A 20,093-nucleotide genomic window follows, 5' to 3' on the forward strand; every position below is an offset into this window, starting at 1 on the left:
TCGAAGTTGCGGTTGCCGCTGGACTGCATGTAGCCCACGTCGGAGCGGTCTTCCAGACGCACACCGGTGCCATAGCTCAGGGTGCCTTTCCAGTCCAGAGTCAGGCCGTTGCCCATGTCGATGCTTTCACCGGCCTGGGCCTGAGCGGCAAGACCTGCAGTCAGCACCGCGAGGGCCAGACGATTGGGTGTGAATAAAGTCATGTGTCAAATCCTCACAGTGATCAGTGGGCGCGACGACGCAGCGCGGCCGGGGTGAAGTGTTCAGGCTCCAGGCCGCCGGCGTTCAGAATCGGGCCCTTGTCCAGATCCTGGAACAGGTTGTAGCCGATATAGCCACCGGTGGTGAGGTCGTGATAGAAGCTGCTGCCCGCCTGCCAGGCCTTCATGTCGTAGGCGTAGTAGTAGTTCAGGAAAGCGTGGTTCACCAGTTCGCCACGGGTATCGTAGTAGTCACTGATCACGCCGTGCCAGGTGTCTTCATCCAGATAAATGACACGCTTGCCATACTTGTGGCGGTGAGTGTCCTTGAGTGTGCCTTCCAGCACCCAGACGCGGCGCAGCTCATAACGCATGAAGTCCGGGTTGGCGTGGTTGGGGGTCAACAGTTCGTCGTAGGACACATCTTCTTCATGCACACGGTAAGCATTGGCCGGAATGTAGACTTCGCGCTTGCCCTTGAGCTCCCAGTCATAGCGCTCGGGGGAGCCGTTCATCAGGCGGTCCTGGTCGATGGTCATCTTGCCGGAGGTGCCGGCGGCGGGAGTATCGAAGCCGTATTCGGGCAACTGACGCACGCGGCGGGTGCCGGGGTTGTAAGTCCAGGCCAGGCGCTGGCCCTCGGCGAAGTTCATCGGCTCGATGGAGACCGTGCGCTTGCCCTTGTCGCGGGTCGGCAGCAGGGTGCCGGTATCACTGTAGGCCATGATATCGCCGACCGGCTTGCCGATCTGGTCCGGCAGGGTGATCACGTTCAGGGCGGCGTTATGGGTGCGGCCCCAGGTGATATCACCGCTGGCGTTGACATCGGCCAGGTCGCGCTGTTCCATGCGCTCGGTATAGGCACGGTACGGATAGTTGTGGTTGGCCAGGACCTGCATGGCCTGGTTGTCGCCGGATGGGATCGGGAAGGGAATCGGTCCCATGTAGCCGGTAAAGCCCATGCCGCCGTCGATCAACTCGGCTTCGACCGCGTTCTTCTTGGCAATTTCACAGATCTCGTCCGGATAGCGGAAATCGCGACGGCCTTCATAGACCGGGATGCGGAAGGTATCGGGGAAACGCTTGAACAGGGCGATTTGTCCCGGCGTCAGCTTGTCCTGGTACTCTTCCCAGTTGCTGCCGGTGATCTGAAACTTCGGTTTGTCATTGGGGTAAGGATCAATCGGGTGCTGGCCCACATTGGGCTCGTAGTCGATCCCCGGCGGGGTACCCAGCCACTTGCCGGAGAAGGGAGGAATGGTACCCGCTTCGTTGCCGGCGGCCACGCCACCCATGCAGGTGAGCTCGTTGCCGAGTTTGGCGGCTTCTTCAGGCGAAACCTTGGCGTAAGCGGATGCGGACAGGGCCAGTGCGATAGAAGCGGCGAGGGGCTTCCACAGTTGCTGCTTTCTCATCTTGCCTCCAGATGTGAACCCAGGCGGACAGTTCGTCAAAACGGTGTCTGCCATGGGCGGCAGTGGGTTTTATTGTTGTTGTGTTGGCATTGTTTGGGAAATGCCGAACAGAGAAATCGTCTAAAGAGACTAGTCGGAGTGGGGGCCGTGAAACGGGCATAAAAAAACGGCCCGGAAGGGGAGCTTCGGGCCGTTTGCAATGCGCTGATCAGAGTGTCAGTTCTGGGTGTAGGGCTCGGTACCCTTGGGCACGTAAACCCCTTCACACTTGTCCAGGAACTCGGCGCGGCGGTCGCGCGGGTTGTAGAACTGCTTGTACCAGATGCGCGCCTTCATGAACGGGCCATCACTGGGGATGAACATGCCGTTGAGACAGGGTGCCTTATTGGTCCAGACTTCGAAATCCTGCGCAAAGGCCAGGCGGCTGGCTTCCTGGAACTGGGCCGCGGCGATCTTGTCTTCCACGGTCACCTTGGCGTTGCCATTGGGTGATTTCACCAGCAGGGCGTGCCAGACGTGGACGCTGCCATCTTCCACCGGAGTGTGAGTGATCATCAGGATCGACTCGTAATAGCCGGTGAGGTAGGAAATCAGCACACCCGGGCCGTTGTAGGTGGTGATGGTGTGCAGGATCGGGCTGTGGCCGTCCTCACCCACCAGAGTGCGGTGCGGGCCGCACTGACGCTGTGTGGCGAGATGTCCCTTGAATTCGTTTTCATAGCGCTGCACGGTGGAGCCGTGGATCGGGCTCAGGTGGCCGTAGTCGCAGATATTGTCGATCACTTCCTGTGGGTGCTGTTCCAGAATGCCCAGATCGTCGAACTTCCACTGTACCCAGGATTCATCATCCCACTCCGGCAGGCTGGGGTGATCCCATTCCGGCTCGCCGTTTTCCGGGTCATGCCAGATCCAGATGGCACCCAGGCTTTCCTTCACGGTCCAGGACTTGACGCAGGCGGTCTTGGGGATGGGGCCGTCGTGATACGGGATATCATCGCACTCGCCGTCGGCATTGAAGCGCCAGGCGTGGTACGGGCAGCGGATGCTGTCGCCTTCGATGTTGGTACCGCCGCCGTCGATGATCACGTAGGAGGTGTCGTTCGGCGCTGCCAGGTGCGTTTTCATGTGCGGGCAGTAGGCGTCCAGCAGAACCACCTTGCCGGTTTCCTGACCACGGTACAGTGCAAAGTCGCGGCCGAAGAAGCGCACTGCCAGCGGCTTGTGCGTGTTGATCTGATCGGATGTGGCGATCATGAACCAGCCGCGGGGGAAGGTGTAGTCACCGAGCCGGTAGTCCTGAGATGTTGCCATGGGAAACTCCTTGATCTTGTTGTTATCACCCGCTTGATTCTGTCGATCACGCCGGGTCGGGGCATACCCTGTTTGGACGATATGGGTCTGTGTGGCTGATCTGCGTCAAGCTCCGGATCAGGCGATTTCGGCATCCAGCGCTTCCAGGCGGCGCTGGTAAGGCTTGATCGCCAGGGCATACATCAGGGCCGTGACCAGCAGCAGGCAGAGCACGGTGACCAGTGCCCAGCGCAGGCCGTCCGGGCCCATGGTACCGGTGTAAAAGTCGCTCAGCGTGCCGGAGATGAACGGGCCCAGACCGGCGCCGACCAGGGTCATGAACAGGTTGACGAAGGCCGCCCCCATGGCGCGCTGGGAACTGGTCAACAGGTGGCTGACCGCAGCGAAAGTGAGGGTCGGCCACCAGCTCTGGAAAAAGGCAAAACCGGCACAGAACAGCATGGCTACGGGCACATCAAAGCGGCCCACGGCGAAGGTGGAACTGGTCGGCCAGAGCAGGAAGGCGATGCCCATCGGCAGGCTGATCAAAATGCCCAGCATCGGCAGGGCGATCTGCCAGCGGGTGTCACGCACGATCAGGCGGTCACACAGCCAGCCGCAGAACAGGGTGCCGAGCACTGCGAACAGACCGCTGGCAATACCGAACATGAAGCCGGCCTGAGCCAGCGGCATCTCGTAGCTGCGCAGCAGGAAGGTGGGTGCCCAGATACCGAAACCGTAGCCGACCACGCCGGTCAGGGCCACGCCGAAGCAGAGCAGGACAAAGGCACGCACCTTGAAGATGCTCTTGATCTGTACACTGGCCTTGACGTCGCGGGCGAGCTTGGCCTGGCGTCGCTCTTCCTCGCTGTCGAACACGCCGCGACCGGGATCACGGGTAAAGAACCAGAGCGTGGCCGCGATCAGCACGCCGGGGATGCCGAAGAAGATGAAGGTGGTACGCCAGCCGTAGGTCTGGGCGATGTAGCCGCCTAGCACCATGGCAATCAGAATGCCCAGCTGCGGCCCGAGCATGAAGATGCTCATCGCCATGGAGCGGCGATTTTTGGGGTAGAGATCCGACACCATCGAGACCGATGGCGCCATGCCGCCGGCTTCGCCCACGGCCACGGTCATGCGTGCAATCAGCAGCTGCCAGAAGCTGGTGGCCATGCCGCAGGCCATGGTGGCGATGCTCCAGAGGCCACAGCAGATGGAGATCATCTTGCGGCGGTCGGCACCCTGGTCGACCATGCGGCCCAGCGGAATGCCTAGGATGCCGTACAGCACCGCAAACGCGAGGCCCGTGAGCAGTCCCATCAGCGTGTCCGAGGCGCCGAACTCCTGCTTGATCGGCTCGATCACGATGGCGATCACGTTGCGATCGATAAAGGAAAAGACATAAACAAGGGCCAGCAGAGCCAGGGTGAAGTGGCTCCTGACCGTCACTTTGGGAGGCATGATCGACATGGGTGGGCTCCATCGGAGTGTTATTGTTGTGGCTGCCAAGTTACCGGAGTGGTCCATATGGACATCGTCCTTTTGGACGTAGTGACCGCGAGGCGAATCACGTCAGATGGCAGCATGCCCGTTCACCGGCTGCTGCAGATGAAGCGGCAGGCCGACACAACGACAGGAGAGTGTCATGGCTCAACGTGAAACCCAGGCGCAGCTTCGCCAGCGCAAGGCCGCCGAGCGCGAAGCGCTGCAGTACCCGCTGGAGGCGCCGTCCCCCGAGGGCGAAATGGTTGAGGTGGCGCCGGGCCTCTTCTGGGCGCGCCTGCCCATGCCCATGGCGCTGGATCACATCAATGTTTACCTGCTTGATGACGGTGATGGCTGGTATCTGGTCGACACCGGTCTCAATACCGATGAATCCCGCGCCTGCTGGCAGCAGTTGGCAGCCCGCTTTGAGGGACGCCCGCTCAAGGGCGTGATCTGTACGCACTTTCACTATGATCATGCCGGCCTGGCCAGTTGGCTGATGAAGACCTTCGAGGCGCCGTTGTACATGACCCATGGCGAATATTTCACCATGCGTGCCCTGGCCAGCTCCCATGCGGTGGTGAGCGAAGACACCCAGCGCGACTTCTTCCATCATGCGGGTACGCCGACGGAAAAATTCGAGGCGATGCTGGCGACGCACCGCCGCGACCCCTTCATGCCCGAATTTCCACCCAGCTTCATTCGGCTGCGTGGTGGCGATGAGCTGCAGATTGGCGGTCGCCGCTGGCAGGTGGTGATCGGTGAAGGCCATTCGCCCGAGCATGCCTGCCTGTACGCGGCCGAGGACGCACTGCTGCTGGCGGGTGATCAGGTGTTGCCGGCCATCAGCTCCAACGTGCTGGTCAGCGATGTCGAACCCGAATCCAACCCACTGCAGCTGTGGCTGGCATCGCTGGATCGGTTGCGCACCCTGGCCGCCGACACGCTGGTGATGCCCGCGCACGGCCTGGTCTTTCGTGGCCTGCACGCGCGCGTGGACCAGTTGCATGCCCATCATGCGCGTCAGCTCGAGGTGGTGATGGGGCTGGCTCGCCAGGGCGAGGCCTTTACCGCTTGGGAGGCCATGAACGGGTTGTTCGAGCGCGAGATCAAGCCCTATGAACTGATGCTGGCGCTGGGCGAGACCCTGGCGCATCTGAATTACCTGTGTCGACAGGGCAGGTTGCTGCGCCACCGCGACGAAAGCGGACTGGACCACTACCGGGCGCAGTGATTGAATGATTCCAAAACAATAAGAGGAGACATCCCATGAATGCCATCACAGGGCAGGCGGCTGCGGTTCAGGCGCAGCTGACTGCGCAGGGTGCGCCCTTCGAACTTACCACGCTGGACACGCCCAAAGGCTCCTTCAAGGTTTACAAGCAGGCCCCCGCCAATCTGGTGGAGATGATTCGGCAGGCCCGCCGCGACGACGATGAATGTTTCATGGTGTATCAGGGCGACCACTGGAGCTTCCGCCGTTTTTACGCCCATGTGGATGCCCTGGCCTCCTGGATGTACTGCGAAGGCGTCAAGCCCGGAGACCGAGTGGCCATTGCCATGCGCAACCGCCCGGAATGGGTCGCTGCCTTCATCGCCGCCGTGCGTCTGGGGGCGGTGCCGGCACCGCTGAACAGTTTTGGCCTGGGCGAAGAGCTGCATGATGCGCTCAGTGGTCTGGATGCCACCGTGCTGGCCTGCGACAGCGATCGCCTCACGCGGCTGGATGTCTCGCGGGTGGACGAGCAGACCCGCATCCTGCTGATCGGCCCGACGCCGGAGCAGGGCGCTGGGCGCTGTCATGCCTACGATGAAGTGATCTCACGCCCGATCGGCGCGTTGCCGGACGTTAATCCGCACCCGGAAGATCCGGCACTGATCCTGTTTACCTCCGGTGCCACCAGTCGCGCCAAGGCGGTGGTATCCAGCCAGCGTGCCGTCTGCCAGGCGCTGTACAACATCGATTACATCAGTGCCGTATCGGTGATGACGTCGCCGGAAGCGCTGGCGCGCATTCAGTCCATGGCCCGGGCGCCGGTGATTCTGACCGCGGTGCCCCTGTTCCATGTCAGCGGCTTGCACGCGCAGCTGCTCACCGCCGTGCGCACCGGTCGTCGTCTAGTGTTCATGCACAAGTGGAACCCGGCCGATGCGGTGAACCTTATGGCCGCCGAACAGGTTACCCAGTTCAACGGTGCACCCTCCATGGTGATGCAGCTGCTGCGCGAGCCCGAGTTTCATGCCGATGGTGTCAAGGGCGGCCTGGCCGGGCTGGGCTTCGGCGGTGCCGGTCTGCCGCAGGGGCTGATCGATGAAGTGCTGGATGCGCTGCCGGAGCAGCTGGTCGGCATCGGCTACGGTATGACCGAATCTAACGGCGTGGGCGCTGGGATCTCCGGCGACCTGTTCCGCCTGCAGCCGACGGCATCGGGGTTGATCTCGCCGCTGATGGAGATCCAGGTGCAGGCGCCGGACGGCACCTCGCTGCCGGCAGGCGAAGATGGCGAGATCTGTCTGCGCAGCATCGCATTGATGGATGGCTACCTCAACGACCCCGATGCCACCGGCACTGCCCTGCGTGATGGCTGGCTGCATACCGGGGATCTGGGTCATGTAGATGCCGATGGCTTCATTTACATCGTTGATCGTCTCAAGGACGTGATCAACCGGGCCGGTGAGAATATTGCCGCGGCCGAGGTCGAATCCTGCCTGCTGCGTCATCCGCTGGTGCGCGAGGCGGCAGTGCTGGGCGTGCCCGACGAGGAAACCGGCGAAGCCGTGGTGGCCGTGGTGGCCATTCAGCCCGGTGAAGAGCTGGAGGAAAGCGAGTTGCAGGCCTTTGTCGGCGAGCACCTGGCCGCCTATAAGGTGCCGTCCATGATCTCGGTGCAGCAGGAAAAACTGCCGCGCAACCCCGCCGGCAAGCTGCTCAAGCAGCAGATCAAAAAACAGCTGTTCCTCTGATTCACTCTCTCTGTCCGCGTCAGTGACGAGTGCCCGTTGGGGTACCCGTCACTGGCGTGCGTCCGTTACCTCCATTTCCCGTTATTCCGGTCTGCCGCCCGGCCTGCTTAGTCCGGTTTGACGATGCCCGGCCCGGTCGCTGTTGCGCATGATGATATCCAGGTGCCAAAAGCGCTGGCACATCCTTGCAGCCGGGCGGCTGCTCCGGGTTGAGAATAATAAAATGGAGAGAGCAGATGACTTCACAGGCAACAGACACCGACACCTATGACGTGGTGGTAGTCGGCTCCGGCGCCGGTGCCATGACGGCCGCGATCTTTGCCGCCGATCAGGGCATGAGTGTGCTGATCGTGGAAAAGGGCGACAAGTACGGCGGCACTTCGGCGCTGTCCGGTGGCGGTATCTGGGTACCCAACAACCACTACTTCAAGGCCAAGGGCGGCAACGACAGCTACGAGCAGGCACTGACCTACCTCAAGGCGTCCACCGAAGGCAAGGTTGATGAAGCGCGCCTGCATGCCTATCTCGACAACGCCCCGAAGATGATGCAGTACCTGGAAGAGAACACCCGGCTGCATTACACCGTGGCGGAAAAATACCCCGACTATTACCCGCACCTGCCCGGCAGCTTGCCAGGCGGGCGCACCCTCGACCCGGAACTGTTCGATACCACCCAGCTGGGTGATGAAGCCGACAACCTGATGCCGGCCTCGCCGACCACGCTGCTGATGGGCAAGATCGCCTGGACGGCCCGCCATGCCCACAAGGCCATGGCGCGTGAACGCGGCTGGCGCCTGCTGATGGTGTGGCTGATGCTGCGCTACAAGTTTGACTTCAAACAGCGCCGCAAGACTCGCCGCGACCGCCGGGCGGCACTGGGCAACGCCCTGATCGCCTCGCTGCGTGCCTCGCTGATCGATCGCAAGGTGCCGTTGTGGCTCAACACCGATTTTCAGGAGCTGGTCGAAACCGACGGCCGCATCAGTGGGTTGATCGTCAAGCGTGACGGCACCGAGCAGCTGATCAAAGTGCGTCAGGGCGTGATCCTGGGGTCCGGCGGCTTCGAGCAGAACCAGGCGCTGCGCGACAAGTACCTGCCGCAGCCCACCAAAGTGGAATGGAGCGCCACGCCGCCGGGTCAAAACACCGGCGCGGCACTGGAAGCGGGGCAGGCGTTGGGCGCGGCCACCGAGCTGCTCGACTGGGGCTGGTGGGCACCGACCATTCGCGTGCCGAAAGAGAACAAGTCCCGCGGCGTCTTTGCCGAGCGTGCCTTCCCCGGTGCCATCGTGGTCAACGGCCAGGGCAAGCGTTTCGTCAACGAAGCGGCGCCCTACCTGGAGTTTGTCGATGCCATGTACAAGGATAACGCCGTCAGCGGCGGCCAATCGATTCCAGCCTGGGTTATTTTCGACAGCAAGTTCCGCTTCAACTATGCCATGGGCCCGTTGATGCCGTCGCAGGTGATGCCGGACAGCCGTCTGCCCAAGGCCTGGCACAAGACCGTGTACTGGAAGGCCGATACCCTGGAGGCCCTGGCCGGTGAAATCGGCGTGGATGCAGCAGGCCTGGCCGACACGGCGAAGAAAATGAACGCCTACGCCGCCAGCGGCAACGATGAAGATTTCCAGCGCGGCGGCAACGTCTTCGACCGTTACTACGGCGACAGCAACGTCAAGCCCAACCCCTGCCTGGCGCCGCTGCAGAAGGGACCGTTCTACGCCATGCGCATGGATGCCGGTGACATCGGCACCAAGGGCGGCCTGCTGACCAACGAGCGCGGCTGCGTGGTGCGCGAGGACGGCAGCGAGATCAAGGGGCTGTACGCCATCGGCAATTGCTCCGCCTCGGTCATGGGGACCTCCTACCCGGGCGCCGGCTCGACCCTGGGGCCGGCTATGACGTTCGGCTATATTGCCGTCAACGATCTGGTGAGCCAGCGGGCGCGCAACAAGGTGAAGGCATGAGTCGCTCGGCCGTTACCGAGATCGCCGCGCCGCTGCAGCTGAGCGATCCGGATCGGGAACACTGGGACCGCCAGTGCGACGTGCTGGTGGTGGGGTGGGGCGCCGCCGGTGCCTGTGCCGCGCTGGAAGCCCATGATCAGGGTGCCGAGGTACTGGTGGTCGATCGCTTTCAGGGCGGCGGCGCCAGTGCCAAGAGCGGCGGCGTGGTGTACGCCGGTGGCGGCACGCGCCACCAGCAGCAGGCCGGCTTTGACGACAGCCCCCGGGCGATGTTCGAGTACCTGCGCCATGAGACCCAGGGCGTGATCCGTGACGACACCCTGCAGCGATTCTGCGAACAGAGCAATGCCAATCTGCAGTGGCTGGAAGCCATGGGCACGCCCTACAGCCACACCCTGCCGCCGGGGGGCAAGACCTCCTACCCGCAGGACGGCTACTACCTGTACTACTCCGGCAACGAGCTGGTACCGGCCTACCGGGGCGATACGCCGCCTCCGCCGCGCGGCCACCGCACGGTCGGCAAGGGGCACGGCGGTGTGGTGCTCTATTCACACCTGCAGGCGGCCTGTCGCACGCGAGGCATCAGCAGTCTGACCCAGTCCTGCGTACGCCGCCTGATCACCTCGACCGATGGCCGGGTGGTAGGCGCCGAGGTCTGGAGCCTGCCCGTCGGCAGCAAGGCGGCAAGGCTGCATGCACGTTGGGCACAGCGGGCGGAAAAACTGCAGAACCTGGCGCCGGGCTACTGCAACCGGCTGCGCCTGAAACTGGCGGCTCTGGAAGCCGAGCATGCCCGTCCCCAGCGTATCCGTGCGCGCCAGGGCGTGGTGCTCAGTACCGGGGGCTTCATCTTTAACAAGGAACTGATCAAGCAGTACGCGCCCAAGTACCGGCGCAACTTCAAGATCGGTGCCACCGGCTGTGACGGCAGCGGCCTGCGACTGGGGCTGTCGGTGGGGGCGGCAAGCAACCGGCTCGATACCGTCTCCGCCTGGCGTTTCATCAACCCGCCGCAGAAGTGGCCCAAGGGCATTGCCGTGAACCGTCGCGGCGAGCGTTTTGCCAATGAAGAGGTGTATGGCGCCACGCTGGGGCATGCCATCTGCGAGGAGCAGGACGGCAAGGCCTGGTTGATTCTGGACCGGCCGCTGCGGCAGCAGTCGATCCGTCAGGCGCTGTTCGGCGGCTACTGGTGGTTCCAGTCGGTACCGGCGCTGGCAATGATGCTGCTGGCGGCCCGCAAGGGCCGCACGCCGGCGGAACTGGCCCGCAAGACCGGCATGGATCCTCAGGCACTGGAAATGTCGCTGCAGGCCTATAACCAGGCGATCAGTCAGGGCCAGCCGGACCCCCAGGGCAAGTCGGCCGATTCCTGCCAGGCGCTGCGCAACGGACCTTTCTATGCCCTCGACATTTCCGTCAGCTCGGCCGTGCTGCCGCTGGGTGCCCTGACGCTGGGCGGCCTCAAGGTGGACGAAGACAGCGGCGCCGTGCTCGATGCACAGGCCAAGCCCATTGCCGGACTCTTCGCGGCGGGCCGCACCGCCGTCGGCATTCCCTCGAATCTCTATATCAGCGGCCTGTCACTGGCCGACTGCGTGTTCTCTGGCCGTCGCGCCGGAGCCGCCGTGGCCAACGCCGGCACCGGCGTGGCTGACGCCCGCCCGCTGACCACTGCACAAGGAACCGAAACATGAGCAATTCCATGGATAACAAAGTCGCGCTGGTCACCGGCGCCGCCAGTGGTGTGGGACTCTGCGTGGCACACACCCTGGTGGCCGCCGGCGCCCGTGTCATCATGACCGATTTGCAGGAATCCCGTGGCAAGGCCGCTGCGGCCGAACTGGGTGGGCAGGTGCGCTTCATGACCATGGACGTGGCCGATGCCGATGACTGGGATAGCGTGCTGGCCAGCATCACGTCCGAAGAAGGTCGGCTGGACGTGCTGGTCAACAACGCCGCCATTCTCAAGCCCGGCACCATCGAAACCACGTCGCTGGACGATTGGCAGCTGCTGCACCGCATCAACTCCGACAGCGTTTTCCTCGGTTGCCAGAAAAGCATGCCGCTGCTGAAGGAGCAGGGTGGGGCGATCATCAATGTCTCCTCCATCGCGGCCTTGGCCGGGCGCGCCGACTACTTGGCTTACAGCGCCTCCAAGGGCTCGGTGGCGGCCATGACCCGTGTCATCGCCGCGCATTGTCGTCAGCGCAAGTATCGCGTGCGCTGCAACTCCGTGCACCCGGATGGCGTGCTGACGCCGATGACGCTGGCGGCGCTGCCGGAAGGCATCGACCCCAACCTGATCACCATCGACAGCGACCCGATGAACCGCATGTGCCAGCCGGAAGACGTGGCCGCCGCCGTGGCCTTCCTGGCGTCGGACGAGTCTCGTGCCATCAACGGCATCGAGCTGCGCGTGGACAGTGGCCAATTCATCATGAGTATCTGATATGACCAGCATGCAAACACAACTCGATCTGCCCCTGAAGGCGCAGACCATTCCCGAACTGGTATTCGAAGCCTCGCGCCGTTTTGCCGGCACCGCGGCCATTGAAGATGGCGGCAAGGTCATCGACTACGCCGACCTGTCGCAGCGGGCGCTGGAAGTGGCGCGCGGTCTGATGCAGCTGGGCGTACAGCCCGGTGATCGCGTCGCTGTCTGGGCCCCCAACGGGGCACGCTGGATTCTGGCGGCTCTGGGGCTGCAGATGGCCGGTGCGGTGCTGGTGCCGATCAACACCCGCATGAAAGCGGCCGAAGCCACCGACATCATCGAACGCAGCGGCAGCCGCATCCTGTTTTCGGTCGGCGATTTCCTCGACACCGACTACCCGGCCCAGTTGCGTGACAGCTGCGCCGACCTGCTCGACATGACCATCATCACCAGCCCCCGTGCCGGCGCGCCCCTGGCCAACAGTCTGGACTGGGAAGCGTTCATCGACCTGGGCCAGGCCGTGAGCGAATCGGCGGCCCGCGTGCGGGCCAGTCAGCTCGATGGCGACAGTCTGTCCGATCTGATGTTTACCTCCGGCACCACCGGCAAGCCCAAGGGCGTGATGAGCGCCCACGGCGCCGCGCTGCGGGCGTTTTCCGAGTTCGTGCGCATTCTCGGCCTGGTGCCGGGCGACCGCTTTCTGGTGGTCAATCCCTTCTTCCACACCTTTGGCTACAAGGCCGGCTGGCTGAGCGCGCTGTTGTGCGGCGTCACTATCCTGCCGCACCCGGTATTTGATGCCGATGAAGTATTGGAGCGGATCGAGAAGGATAACGTCAGCGTACTGCCCGGCCCGCCGACGCTGTACCTGTCACTGCTGGCGCATCCCGAGCTGGCCAACAAGGATCTGAGCAGCCTGCGGGTGGCCTCCACCGGTGCTTCCACGATTCCGCCGGTTCTGATCGAGCGCATGCGCAACGAGTTGGGCTTTGATGTGGTCACCACCGCCTACGGTCTCACCGAATGCGGCGGCCTGGCCACCATCTGTGATCCGACCGACTCCGCCGAGACCATCGCCGGCACCAGCGGCAAGGCCATTCCCGGCACCGAAGTGGCGATTCTGGACCAGGACGGCAATCGTCTGGGCGCCAACGAAAGCGGTGAGATCTGTATTCGCGGCTTTCACGTCATGCAGGGCTACTTCCAGAACCCGGAGGCGACTGCCGAGACCATCGATGCCGACAAGTGGCTGCATACCGGCGATATCGGCACCCTGGACGCGCGCGGTTACCTGCGCATCACCGGGCGCCTGAAAGACATGTTTATCGTGGGCGGTTTCAACTGCTACCCGGCCGAGATCGAAGCGGCGCTGGTCGAGCACCCGGAAGTGGCTCAGGCCGCCGTGATCGGGGTGCCGGATGAGCGCATGGGCGAGGTGGGCTGCGCCTTCATCGTCAAGCGTCACGGCAGCCAGCTCGATGCCAAGTCACTGGTGCAGTGGTCGCGCCAGAACATGGCCAACTACAAGGTGCCGCGCCAGGTGCGCTTTGTCTCGGCGCTGCCGGTGAATGCCTCTAACAAGGTCGACAAGCTGGTGCTCAAGCGCGATTACGCCAAGGCCTGATCATCCAAGGCACAGGCACCCACGCAAGGGCCGGCGAGGAGACTCCCGGCCCTTGCGCGTATTGGCACAGCCATCACAACCCAAAGGACGTACCCATGAGCCAAACTCCCTCCCGTGTTGCCGTCGTTACCGGTGCCAGTCGTGGCGTCGGCAAGGGCATCGCCATTGCACTGGGCGCTGCCGGCATGATTGTCTACATCACCGGCCGCTCAGCTACCCGCAGCGACATGCAGTTGTGCGGCCAGCCCTTGGGCGGCACCCTGTCCGAGACCGCCGCCGCCATCACCGCCGCCGGTGGCCAGGGCATTGCCGTGCCCTGTGATCACGGCGATGACGCCCAGGTCAAGGCGCTGTTCGAGCAGGTGCAGCGTGAGCAGGGCCGGCTGGATCTGCTGGTCAACAACGCCATCGCATTGCCCGAGCAACTGATCAACGAAGGCCCCTTCTGGGACAAGCCGCTGGCCATGACCGCCATGCTTGACGTGGGTCTGCGCTCCTCCTATGTGGCCAGCTACTATGCGGCGCCATTGCTGCTGGCCGGCGGCAATGGACTGGTGGTGTTCACCTCGTCCTATGGCAGTGTGTGCTACATGCACGGTCCTGCCTACGGCGCCCAGAAGGCGGGCGGCGACAAAATGGCCGCCGACATGGCGGTGGACTTTGAAGGCAGCGGTGTTGACTGCGTGGCGCTCTGGCTCGGTCCCCAGCGCACTGAACGCTCCGCCATTGCGGCTCAGGCTCGCCCCGATGCCTACGGCGACATCATGCACAGCGGTGAAACGCCGGAGTTCAACGGCCGCGTCATCCTGGCGCTGCTGGAGGATCCGCACCGCGCAGATTACAGCGGCCAGACCCTGATCAGCGCCGAGCTGGCGCAGGACTACGGCATTGCCGACGACGACCGCCAGCCGCCCAGCTATCGCCAGCTGCTGGGTGCCCCTCAGCAGTGGCACCCCGTGCGCGTCAAATAAGCCCTCAATATTGAGAAGGAAGCGCCATGATCAATGCACAACAGGTTCGTGACATCATGACCCGCTACATCGCCCTGGTGGATGCCAACGATGTGGACGCCATACTAGCCCTCTATGCCGACAACGCCGTGGTCGAAGACCCGGTCGGCCAGCCGCCGCATGTCGGCATCGACGCCATTGCCGCGTTTTACCGCGACGGCATGGGGCAGATGCAGGTGCGCGCCCGGCTGGAAGGCCCCGTGCGCGCCACCGACAACGGCTGGGGCGCCATGCCGTTTCGGGTGGAAGTGCTGGGCGACGAGCCCTGCCACATTGAAGTGATCGACGTGATGGAATTTGATGCCGACGGCCGCATCCGTTCCATGAAAGCCTATTGGGGCGCACTCAATTACATCCCGGGAGAAGGCACATGAACAGTGAACGGCGCCTGGCCCGCCTCGAAGCCCTGGAGGCCATTCGACAGCTCAAGCACCGCTATCTCAACGCCTGCGACACCAAAGACGTGGTGCGCATCCGCGACTGCTTCGCCCCCGGCGCGATCAGCATCGACTATGGCCCCATTGGCACATTCGACAACCGCGACCGCTTTATCGATCTCTACCGACAGCTGGCCTGCCATGAGCGGGTCAAGGATTTGCACCATGCCGGCAACCCGGAAATCGAGCTGACCGACGACCACAACGCCACAGCCCGCTGGGCGCTGTTCTACTTCAACCTGGATGCCGACACCGGCGCCACCCTGCAGCTAAGTGGCCAATACCATGACTGTTATCGCTGCATCGAAGGCGAATGGAAAATCGTTGCAACCCGGTTTGAGCGCTTGATGGAACTGGCGCAGTCGACGGTGCAAGACGCCGCAGGCCGGTGACACAGCGGCCTTGGCCTGCGGAAAATACGACTTTCGCGGTCTGGAAAAGTCGAGCCGTATGACTCAGGATTAACCCTAATGGATAGCTGTGCGGGCGATGACAGAGGCCCGCCTTGCTACGCTATGGCGCCGGCTCATTTTCAATGGAAGGGGGATGAAAGCGTTGTCTGAATGTATCAACTTTTGACTGTGTGAGCGTGCCCGTATCCACGACAGCAGGGGGCATATGCGCAGGGAGAGGGCTGAATACCCGCTGGATGGAAGCAACCTTGGTGGAATACCTTTTTTCCTATCTTAGGGTTGGTAAGTTGTTGCTCTGTTGGAATATTTTTGAGCGGCTCAGGGTTAAAAAGTATACCCGCTAATAAATATAATTCGGTTCGAATAGAAAAAGGCTTGCCTGAAAAAAATTTATATAAGCGTAAGCTTTATAGCCGTTACACTCATTTAGGCAGCCGAAACTTTGTCATATATGGCTTGAAGGCTGCGAAAGAGATGCAAAGTAAAACAATAAAACGTCAAATAAAACCACTTTGGCTTAGGTTTCATGAAGAACTCGAAAGAAAAAAATAACAAGGTGTTCAAAGTCGTTCGCGTTGCTCACTGGGACCTCCGCAGCTGCGCTGCTACGGCCCCTTAACACGGCGTTAGCAGTCAAAGGACCGCAGGTGCTAAATACTTACAGTGAGTACATTGATCGCTATCTCAGTAAGCCAGGACTGAGTAAGCGACCTTGCCCCGGAGAGCACCACTTTGTGAGCGCTTATCTAGTGCCGAGGCTTTTCAAACTAAACCAGCGCGTGCCGGACTACATCAATCCTGATGGAACAAAAGGCATCATCGGGGATGTCGTATATTACAAAGACCACGAACACCAATTCGGTATTGAGGCCAAGTTGGGCACTATTCGCTTAACGAAAGGTGAGTTCAATGAGTGGGTTGTTAATACAGAAAGTTCCCGGTGGCCACACATATTCATCGGCATTGGCACATCTGGTATCGGGCTGTGTTCATGGGCGGAGTTCCGCTCCGCATATATTGCCTCTGTGATAGAAAAAAATCGCGGCTGGGTCCCGCGCTCGCTGTCAGAGGGGTATGGGCCAATAAAATCTGTCAACATGCTGCTCCCCAAACTCCCTAATGGTAAGTTCTTCCCTAAAGGTGCCGACCCAAAGGATTACGCGGATCTCGAAGACTCCTTCATTAAAGCACTGGAGAAAGAAATTGCCTGCTAACTGTTAGCTTACGAAGAGGAGTGATCATTGAGTCTCAGAAAGTTGGCCGTGGTAGCTGTACTTTTTGTAGCGTTTGCTTCCCTTTACTTCGTACTCAATAGGCATGAGAGGGCGTTTGTCTCCCTATTGCAGAATGAAATTGAAGAAGGCCGAGCCCGCGTTGACTTGGCAGTGGTATTTGACGGGGACTGGGAACTGATGTGCTTTAGTCACCCCTATGACGGCCCGTTGAAGCTGGACAAATATGGAATCAGCTACCCACCTGTCGCTGACGCCCAGGATGGTGCATGGGGATTCCTGTTCATTAAAGCGGATGGTTCTTACCGATCTGTTTCCGGCTCAAGGAGCGATGGTTTTGAATTTGATCCAGATCTGGTGTGTATTGAACAGAAGGACGCGAAATTTCAATTTGCGCCTGATCGAAAGAGATGGTCCCTTGATACAGTGCAAGACAGTTAACAAGCGGCAGCACGGTGACCGCTTCTCCGCCGTTTCGCGGCTACAAATCGGCACGTGTGCCGGGCGTTAACTCTATAAACTCAACAAAAAGGAAAGAACATGAAAATTTTAAAAGCCTTATCAATTGCCGGCGTCGCTTTTTATACTGTTGGCTGCACACACATGACAAGCAACTATGGAGCCTCTCCAGATAACGTAGATGAAATAAGAAAATCCGGTATTACAGAGTTATCAGTAGGTGAATTTGTTTCAAAGAACAGCGATACCACTTCAATAACCTGCAGAGCAGCGGGTCCGGTGAAAAACCAGAATAATGTTAGCTTCGAGAACTATATTGAAGGCGCAATTAAAAACGACTTAAAAATGGCCGGTGTGTACAAAGAAGGCTCTGATATTAAAATCTCTGGCGCTATAGAAAAACTAGATTTCAACTCCAATATCGGTGCCGGTAAGTGGATGATAAATGCAAAAATTTCATCGCCTAAATCACAAGGGTACACTGTACAGAGTACGTATGATTTCTCTACAAATTTTGTTGCCGACAAAGCTTGTCAACAAGTTGCTCAAGCGTATGAACCAGCCGTTGAAAATTTTATTAACCAAATTGTGACTCACCCAGGATTTTCATCATTAGCAAAATAGTTAAAAAGTGACTGTGGTGTCTAGTTAAATATTTAAGCAATATTTTCGCCCCATCGTGTCTCATTCTTGAGCATGGTATTCAGCACCACAATGAGCTTTCGCATGCAGGCGATGATGGCGACTTTTGGCCGTTTGCCTTGGGCTTTCAGATGCTCGTAGAAGCGTTTGAAAACGGGGTTGCATTGGATGACAGCATCGCCATGAACATAACGGTGCGTATGCGGTAACGGCCTCCACGGATGCGCCGTTTGCCATTCCAGGCGCCGCTATCACGGTTCAGGGGCGCGATACCGACGAGCGCGGCGATCTCCTTATGGTCGCGTTTGCCGAGCTCTGGAAGCTCGCTGAGCAATGTGTACGCGAGGACTTTGCCGCCCCCCAGCACACTGGTCAGGATCTCGGTTTTGGTGCGCCAATGCTTGACCTGCATAACAGCTTCGTCGATCTGTTTGGTAATCGTCTTGATGTGAGGTTCCAGTGAGGCGTAGCAATGTTTTGATATTGCGCAGGGTTTTGTACTCAACCCTGCGCAATATCAAGGACATTGTGGGTAGGTGCGCGCCATGGCATTTAGTGTCTGGAAAATTAGACGCCATCCGGTAAGTATTAGCCCGCATGGATGTCGAGCGGTGTAGTACGTATCCAGGGTATTTCCAATGACTGACAAGGACGCACATGATGAGCGACGATACGATTACACAACCGGATAACCTACAAGCGCAAGCAGAGGAAGAATCCACAACGGTGCTTGGCTTTTTGGGTTTTGTGCTGGGCATAGTGAGCAACTTTTACCTGTCTCTGGTACTGGGGCCCATTGCGGTAGTCCTGTGTGTATTGGGGATCTTCAAGGGGCAGATCTTTTGGGGGTTGCTGGGGCTGCTGTGGTCGGCCGGCGCGATTCTTTCCAGCCCCCTACTGCTTGATATGGCACTGATGTCGCTACTGACATGATTGCCAGAACCGACCGGGTGGATACCGGGTGGGCGGTAACGACGGCCATCGCGCGTATCAAGTCCTGGTGATGCTCCAGTTAACGGTTGCTGGGGTATGAGAGGGCAGAGCACTCACCAATCAACGAGGGCGTATGAAAGCACTGTTGCTATCGGTCGGGGCGCTTCTCCTCAGCGGCTGTACCCAACTGGGGCTGACTCTGGCCAACTTCCCGGCCAAATTCAGCGATATCGACACCACCCGTGATTGGGCATTCGGCCCCGAGCCTCGTCAGCGGCTGGATATTTACCGTCCACCCGAGGCGCGTGATGCGCCGGTGCTGGTGTTCTTTTATGGCGGGCGCTGGACCGAGGGCGCCAAGTCGATGTATCCCTTTGTGGGCGAGGCCTTTGCGCGCCAAGGTTATGTTACGGTGATCGCCGATCACCGTCAGTATCCGCAGGTGCGTTTTCCGGTGTTTGTGGAAGACGCTGCCCGTGCGTTGGCTTGGGTGCATGATCACATCGACCGCTTTGGCGGCAGTCCCGACCGGATCCATGTGGCCGGGCATTCATCCGGTGCGCACATCGGTGCGCTGGTGTTGGCGGATGCGCGCTACCTGGCCGCATACGGCAAGCAGCCCGGCATGGTGCGTGCGTTTGCCGGCCTGGCCGGGCCCTATGATTTCGAGCCGGAGGAGGCTGACCTTCAGGCGATGTTCGGCCCGCCCGAACGCTATCCGCTGATGCAGGCGACCACGTTCATTGACGGTGACGAGCCGCCCATGCTGCTGTTGTGGGGCGAGGCTGACCGGCTGGTGGGCGCCCGCAATCATACCCGATTGGCGCAGGCCGTGACGGCGCGCGGTGGCCAGGTGCATACCCGGACCTATGCCAATCTCGACCATGTCGGCATTGTGGCTAGCCTGACCTGGTTTCTGCGTGAGCGCCGCCCGGTGATGCGTGATGTGCTGAGCTTCTTTGCCCAACATGGGGGCTGAGAGCGCAGCGGCATCGGGCCGCAAATGGCTGCCGCTATCCGGGAGATTAAGGCTACAATGGCGCGCCATTGCACCGGCGTGAGGCCGGTTGCCTTAACCTGACCACTGGCGAGGACCTGATGAGCCTGAATTGGAATACCCGCGAGCACAACAACCCCTTCGATCCCGACGATGCCGCACAAGCCGGATGCTGCTTTCATTATGCCGAGTCACAGGCGGTGGATGATGCGGCGCTGAAGCAGGATGTGGAAGCCTGTCTTGCATTATCGATGTCGCAGCTGAATGCCAACGTGAAAAACGAATCGCTGTTCTACATGGTGGAGTGGCAGCCGGAGACGGCGGTGCTGCGTCTGTCGGTGACCGATGGCCAGAAGGCCAATGATGCGCGTGACGTCGTGTGCTGCCGTTTTGTGGCGGTGGGCGGACAGGATCTGTCCGATCGCATGAGCTTCTGGGCCAAGGACTACCTGTCGACCTGCACCGGGTTCATGGATTTCTCGCTGGTTGCGCTGTTCACCGACAGCACGCGTGCACGCACACAGATTCTGTAAGCCGGACGCAAGGAAAAGCGGAAAGAAGGGAAGAGAGCGGGTGGCGACCGGGTCA

The 20,093-nt window shown here is 60.7% G+C and carries 20 protein-coding genes; 15 read left to right on the top strand and 5 right to left on the bottom strand.

Annotation, left to right across the window (positions count from 1 at the left end; genetic code table 11):
- The 4 genes from KTN04_RS15250 to KTN04_RS15265 form a co-directional block, all read right to left on the bottom strand.
- Positions 1-203, bottom strand: a 203-nt coding sequence (locus tag KTN04_RS15250; protein ID WP_328515993.1) for a DUF1302 family protein, incomplete at its 3' end; no start/stop codon positions are given.
- A 20-nt stretch (positions 204-223) separates the two neighbouring features.
- A complete protein-coding gene (locus KTN04_RS15255; protein ID WP_217336097.1) occupies positions 224-1,615 on the bottom strand; it encodes a DUF1329 domain-containing protein in 1,392 nt (463 codons plus the stop codon).
- Between the two features lie 216 nt (positions 1,616-1,831).
- Complete coding sequence (locus tag KTN04_RS15260; protein ID WP_217336098.1) at positions 1,832-2,926, bottom strand: Rieske 2Fe-2S domain-containing protein; 1,095 nt, start codon at positions 2,924-2,926, stop codon at positions 1,832-1,834.
- A 117-nt stretch (positions 2,927-3,043) separates the two neighbouring features.
- Positions 3,044-4,375 (bottom strand): spinster family MFS transporter, encoded by a 1,332-nt coding sequence (locus KTN04_RS15265; protein WP_217336099.1) that lies wholly within the window; start codon positions 4,373-4,375, stop codon positions 3,044-3,046.
- A gap of 175 nt (positions 4,376-4,550) precedes the next feature.
- On the opposite strand from KTN04_RS15265, the gene KTN04_RS15270 reads away from it, so the two are divergent.
- The 12 genes from KTN04_RS15270 (at position 4,551) to KTN04_RS15325 (ending at position 17,557) form a co-directional block, all read left to right on the top strand.
- Positions 4,551-5,624: an MBL fold metallo-hydrolase gene (locus KTN04_RS15270; RefSeq protein ID WP_217336100.1), complete on the top strand. Its 1,074-nt coding sequence runs from the start codon at positions 4,551-4,553 to the stop codon at positions 5,622-5,624.
- Between the two features lie 35 nt (positions 5,625-5,659).
- Positions 5,660-7,354, top strand: a complete 1,695-nt coding sequence (locus tag KTN04_RS15275) for a class I adenylate-forming enzyme family protein (RefSeq protein WP_217336101.1) — start codon at positions 5,660-5,662, stop codon at positions 7,352-7,354.
- 236 nt (positions 7,355-7,590) lie between these two features.
- A complete protein-coding gene (locus KTN04_RS15280) occupies positions 7,591-9,321 on the top strand; it encodes an FAD-dependent oxidoreductase (RefSeq protein ID WP_217336102.1) in 1,731 nt (576 codons plus the stop codon).
- Complete coding sequence (locus tag KTN04_RS15285) at positions 9,318-11,018, top strand: FAD-binding protein (RefSeq protein WP_217336103.1); 1,701 nt, start codon at positions 9,318-9,320, stop codon at positions 11,016-11,018. The genes KTN04_RS15280 and KTN04_RS15285 overlap by 4 nt, the downstream gene beginning before the upstream one ends.
- An 8-nt stretch (positions 11,019-11,026) precedes the next feature.
- The gene (locus KTN04_RS15290; protein WP_254262605.1) at positions 11,027-11,773 is read left to right on the top strand and encodes an SDR family oxidoreductase; all 747 of its coding nucleotides are present in this window, start codon (positions 11,027-11,029) and stop codon (positions 11,771-11,773) included.
- Position 11,774: 1 nt separating this feature from the next.
- Complete coding sequence (locus KTN04_RS15295) at positions 11,775-13,382, top strand: FadD3 family acyl-CoA ligase (RefSeq protein WP_217336105.1); 1,608 nt, start codon at positions 11,775-11,777, stop codon at positions 13,380-13,382.
- A 95-nt stretch (positions 13,383-13,477) separates the two neighbouring features.
- Positions 13,478-14,353, top strand: a complete 876-nt coding sequence (locus KTN04_RS15300; protein ID WP_217336106.1) for an SDR family NAD(P)-dependent oxidoreductase — start codon at positions 13,478-13,480, stop codon at positions 14,351-14,353.
- A gap of 26 nt (positions 14,354-14,379) precedes the next feature.
- On the top strand, positions 14,380-14,766 hold the full coding sequence (locus KTN04_RS15305) for a nuclear transport factor 2 family protein (protein WP_217336107.1): 387 nt from the start codon (positions 14,380-14,382) through the stop codon (positions 14,764-14,766).
- Positions 14,763-15,221 (top strand): nuclear transport factor 2 family protein, encoded by a 459-nt coding sequence (locus KTN04_RS15310; protein ID WP_217336108.1) that lies wholly within the window; start codon positions 14,763-14,765, stop codon positions 15,219-15,221. The genes KTN04_RS15305 and KTN04_RS15310 overlap by 4 nt, the downstream gene beginning before the upstream one ends.
- A 755-nt stretch (positions 15,222-15,976) precedes the next feature.
- On the top strand, positions 15,977-16,456 hold the full coding sequence (locus tag KTN04_RS15315; RefSeq protein WP_217336109.1) for a hypothetical protein: 480 nt from the start codon (positions 15,977-15,979) through the stop codon (positions 16,454-16,456).
- 27 nt (positions 16,457-16,483) lie between these two features.
- Positions 16,484-16,915: a hypothetical protein gene (locus KTN04_RS15320; RefSeq protein WP_217336110.1), complete on the top strand. Its 432-nt coding sequence runs from the start codon at positions 16,484-16,486 to the stop codon at positions 16,913-16,915.
- A gap of 99 nt (positions 16,916-17,014) precedes the next feature.
- A complete protein-coding gene (locus KTN04_RS15325) occupies positions 17,015-17,557 on the top strand; it encodes a hypothetical protein (protein ID WP_217336111.1) in 543 nt (180 codons plus the stop codon).
- 145 nt (positions 17,558-17,702) lie between these two features.
- Here KTN04_RS15325 and KTN04_RS15330 read toward each other — a convergent pair whose 3' ends face one another.
- Positions 17,703-17,987, bottom strand: a complete 285-nt coding sequence (locus KTN04_RS15330; RefSeq protein ID WP_217336112.1) for a transposase — start codon at positions 17,985-17,987, stop codon at positions 17,703-17,705.
- Positions 17,988-18,235: 248 nt separating this feature from the next.
- Here KTN04_RS15330 and KTN04_RS15335 point away from each other — a divergent pair, with 248 nt between their 5' ends.
- The 3 genes from KTN04_RS15335 (at position 18,236) to KTN04_RS15345 (ending at position 20,038) form a co-directional block, all read left to right on the top strand.
- On the top strand, positions 18,236-18,508 hold the full coding sequence (locus tag KTN04_RS15335; RefSeq protein ID WP_217336113.1) for a hypothetical protein: 273 nt from the start codon (positions 18,236-18,238) through the stop codon (positions 18,506-18,508).
- A 133-nt stretch (positions 18,509-18,641) separates the two neighbouring features.
- Entirely contained in the window at positions 18,642-19,487 is an 846-nt protein-coding gene (locus KTN04_RS15340) for an alpha/beta hydrolase (RefSeq protein WP_217336114.1), read from the top strand.
- A gap of 119 nt (positions 19,488-19,606) precedes the next feature.
- Entirely contained in the window at positions 19,607-20,038 is a 432-nt protein-coding gene (locus KTN04_RS15345) for a hypothetical protein (protein WP_217336115.1), read from the top strand.
- Positions 20,039-20,093: the final 55 nt, after the last annotated feature.

Source organism: Marinobacterium weihaiense (assembly GCF_019061305.1).
GTDB lineage: Bacteria > Pseudomonadota > Gammaproteobacteria > Pseudomonadales > Balneatricaceae > Marinobacterium > Marinobacterium weihaiense.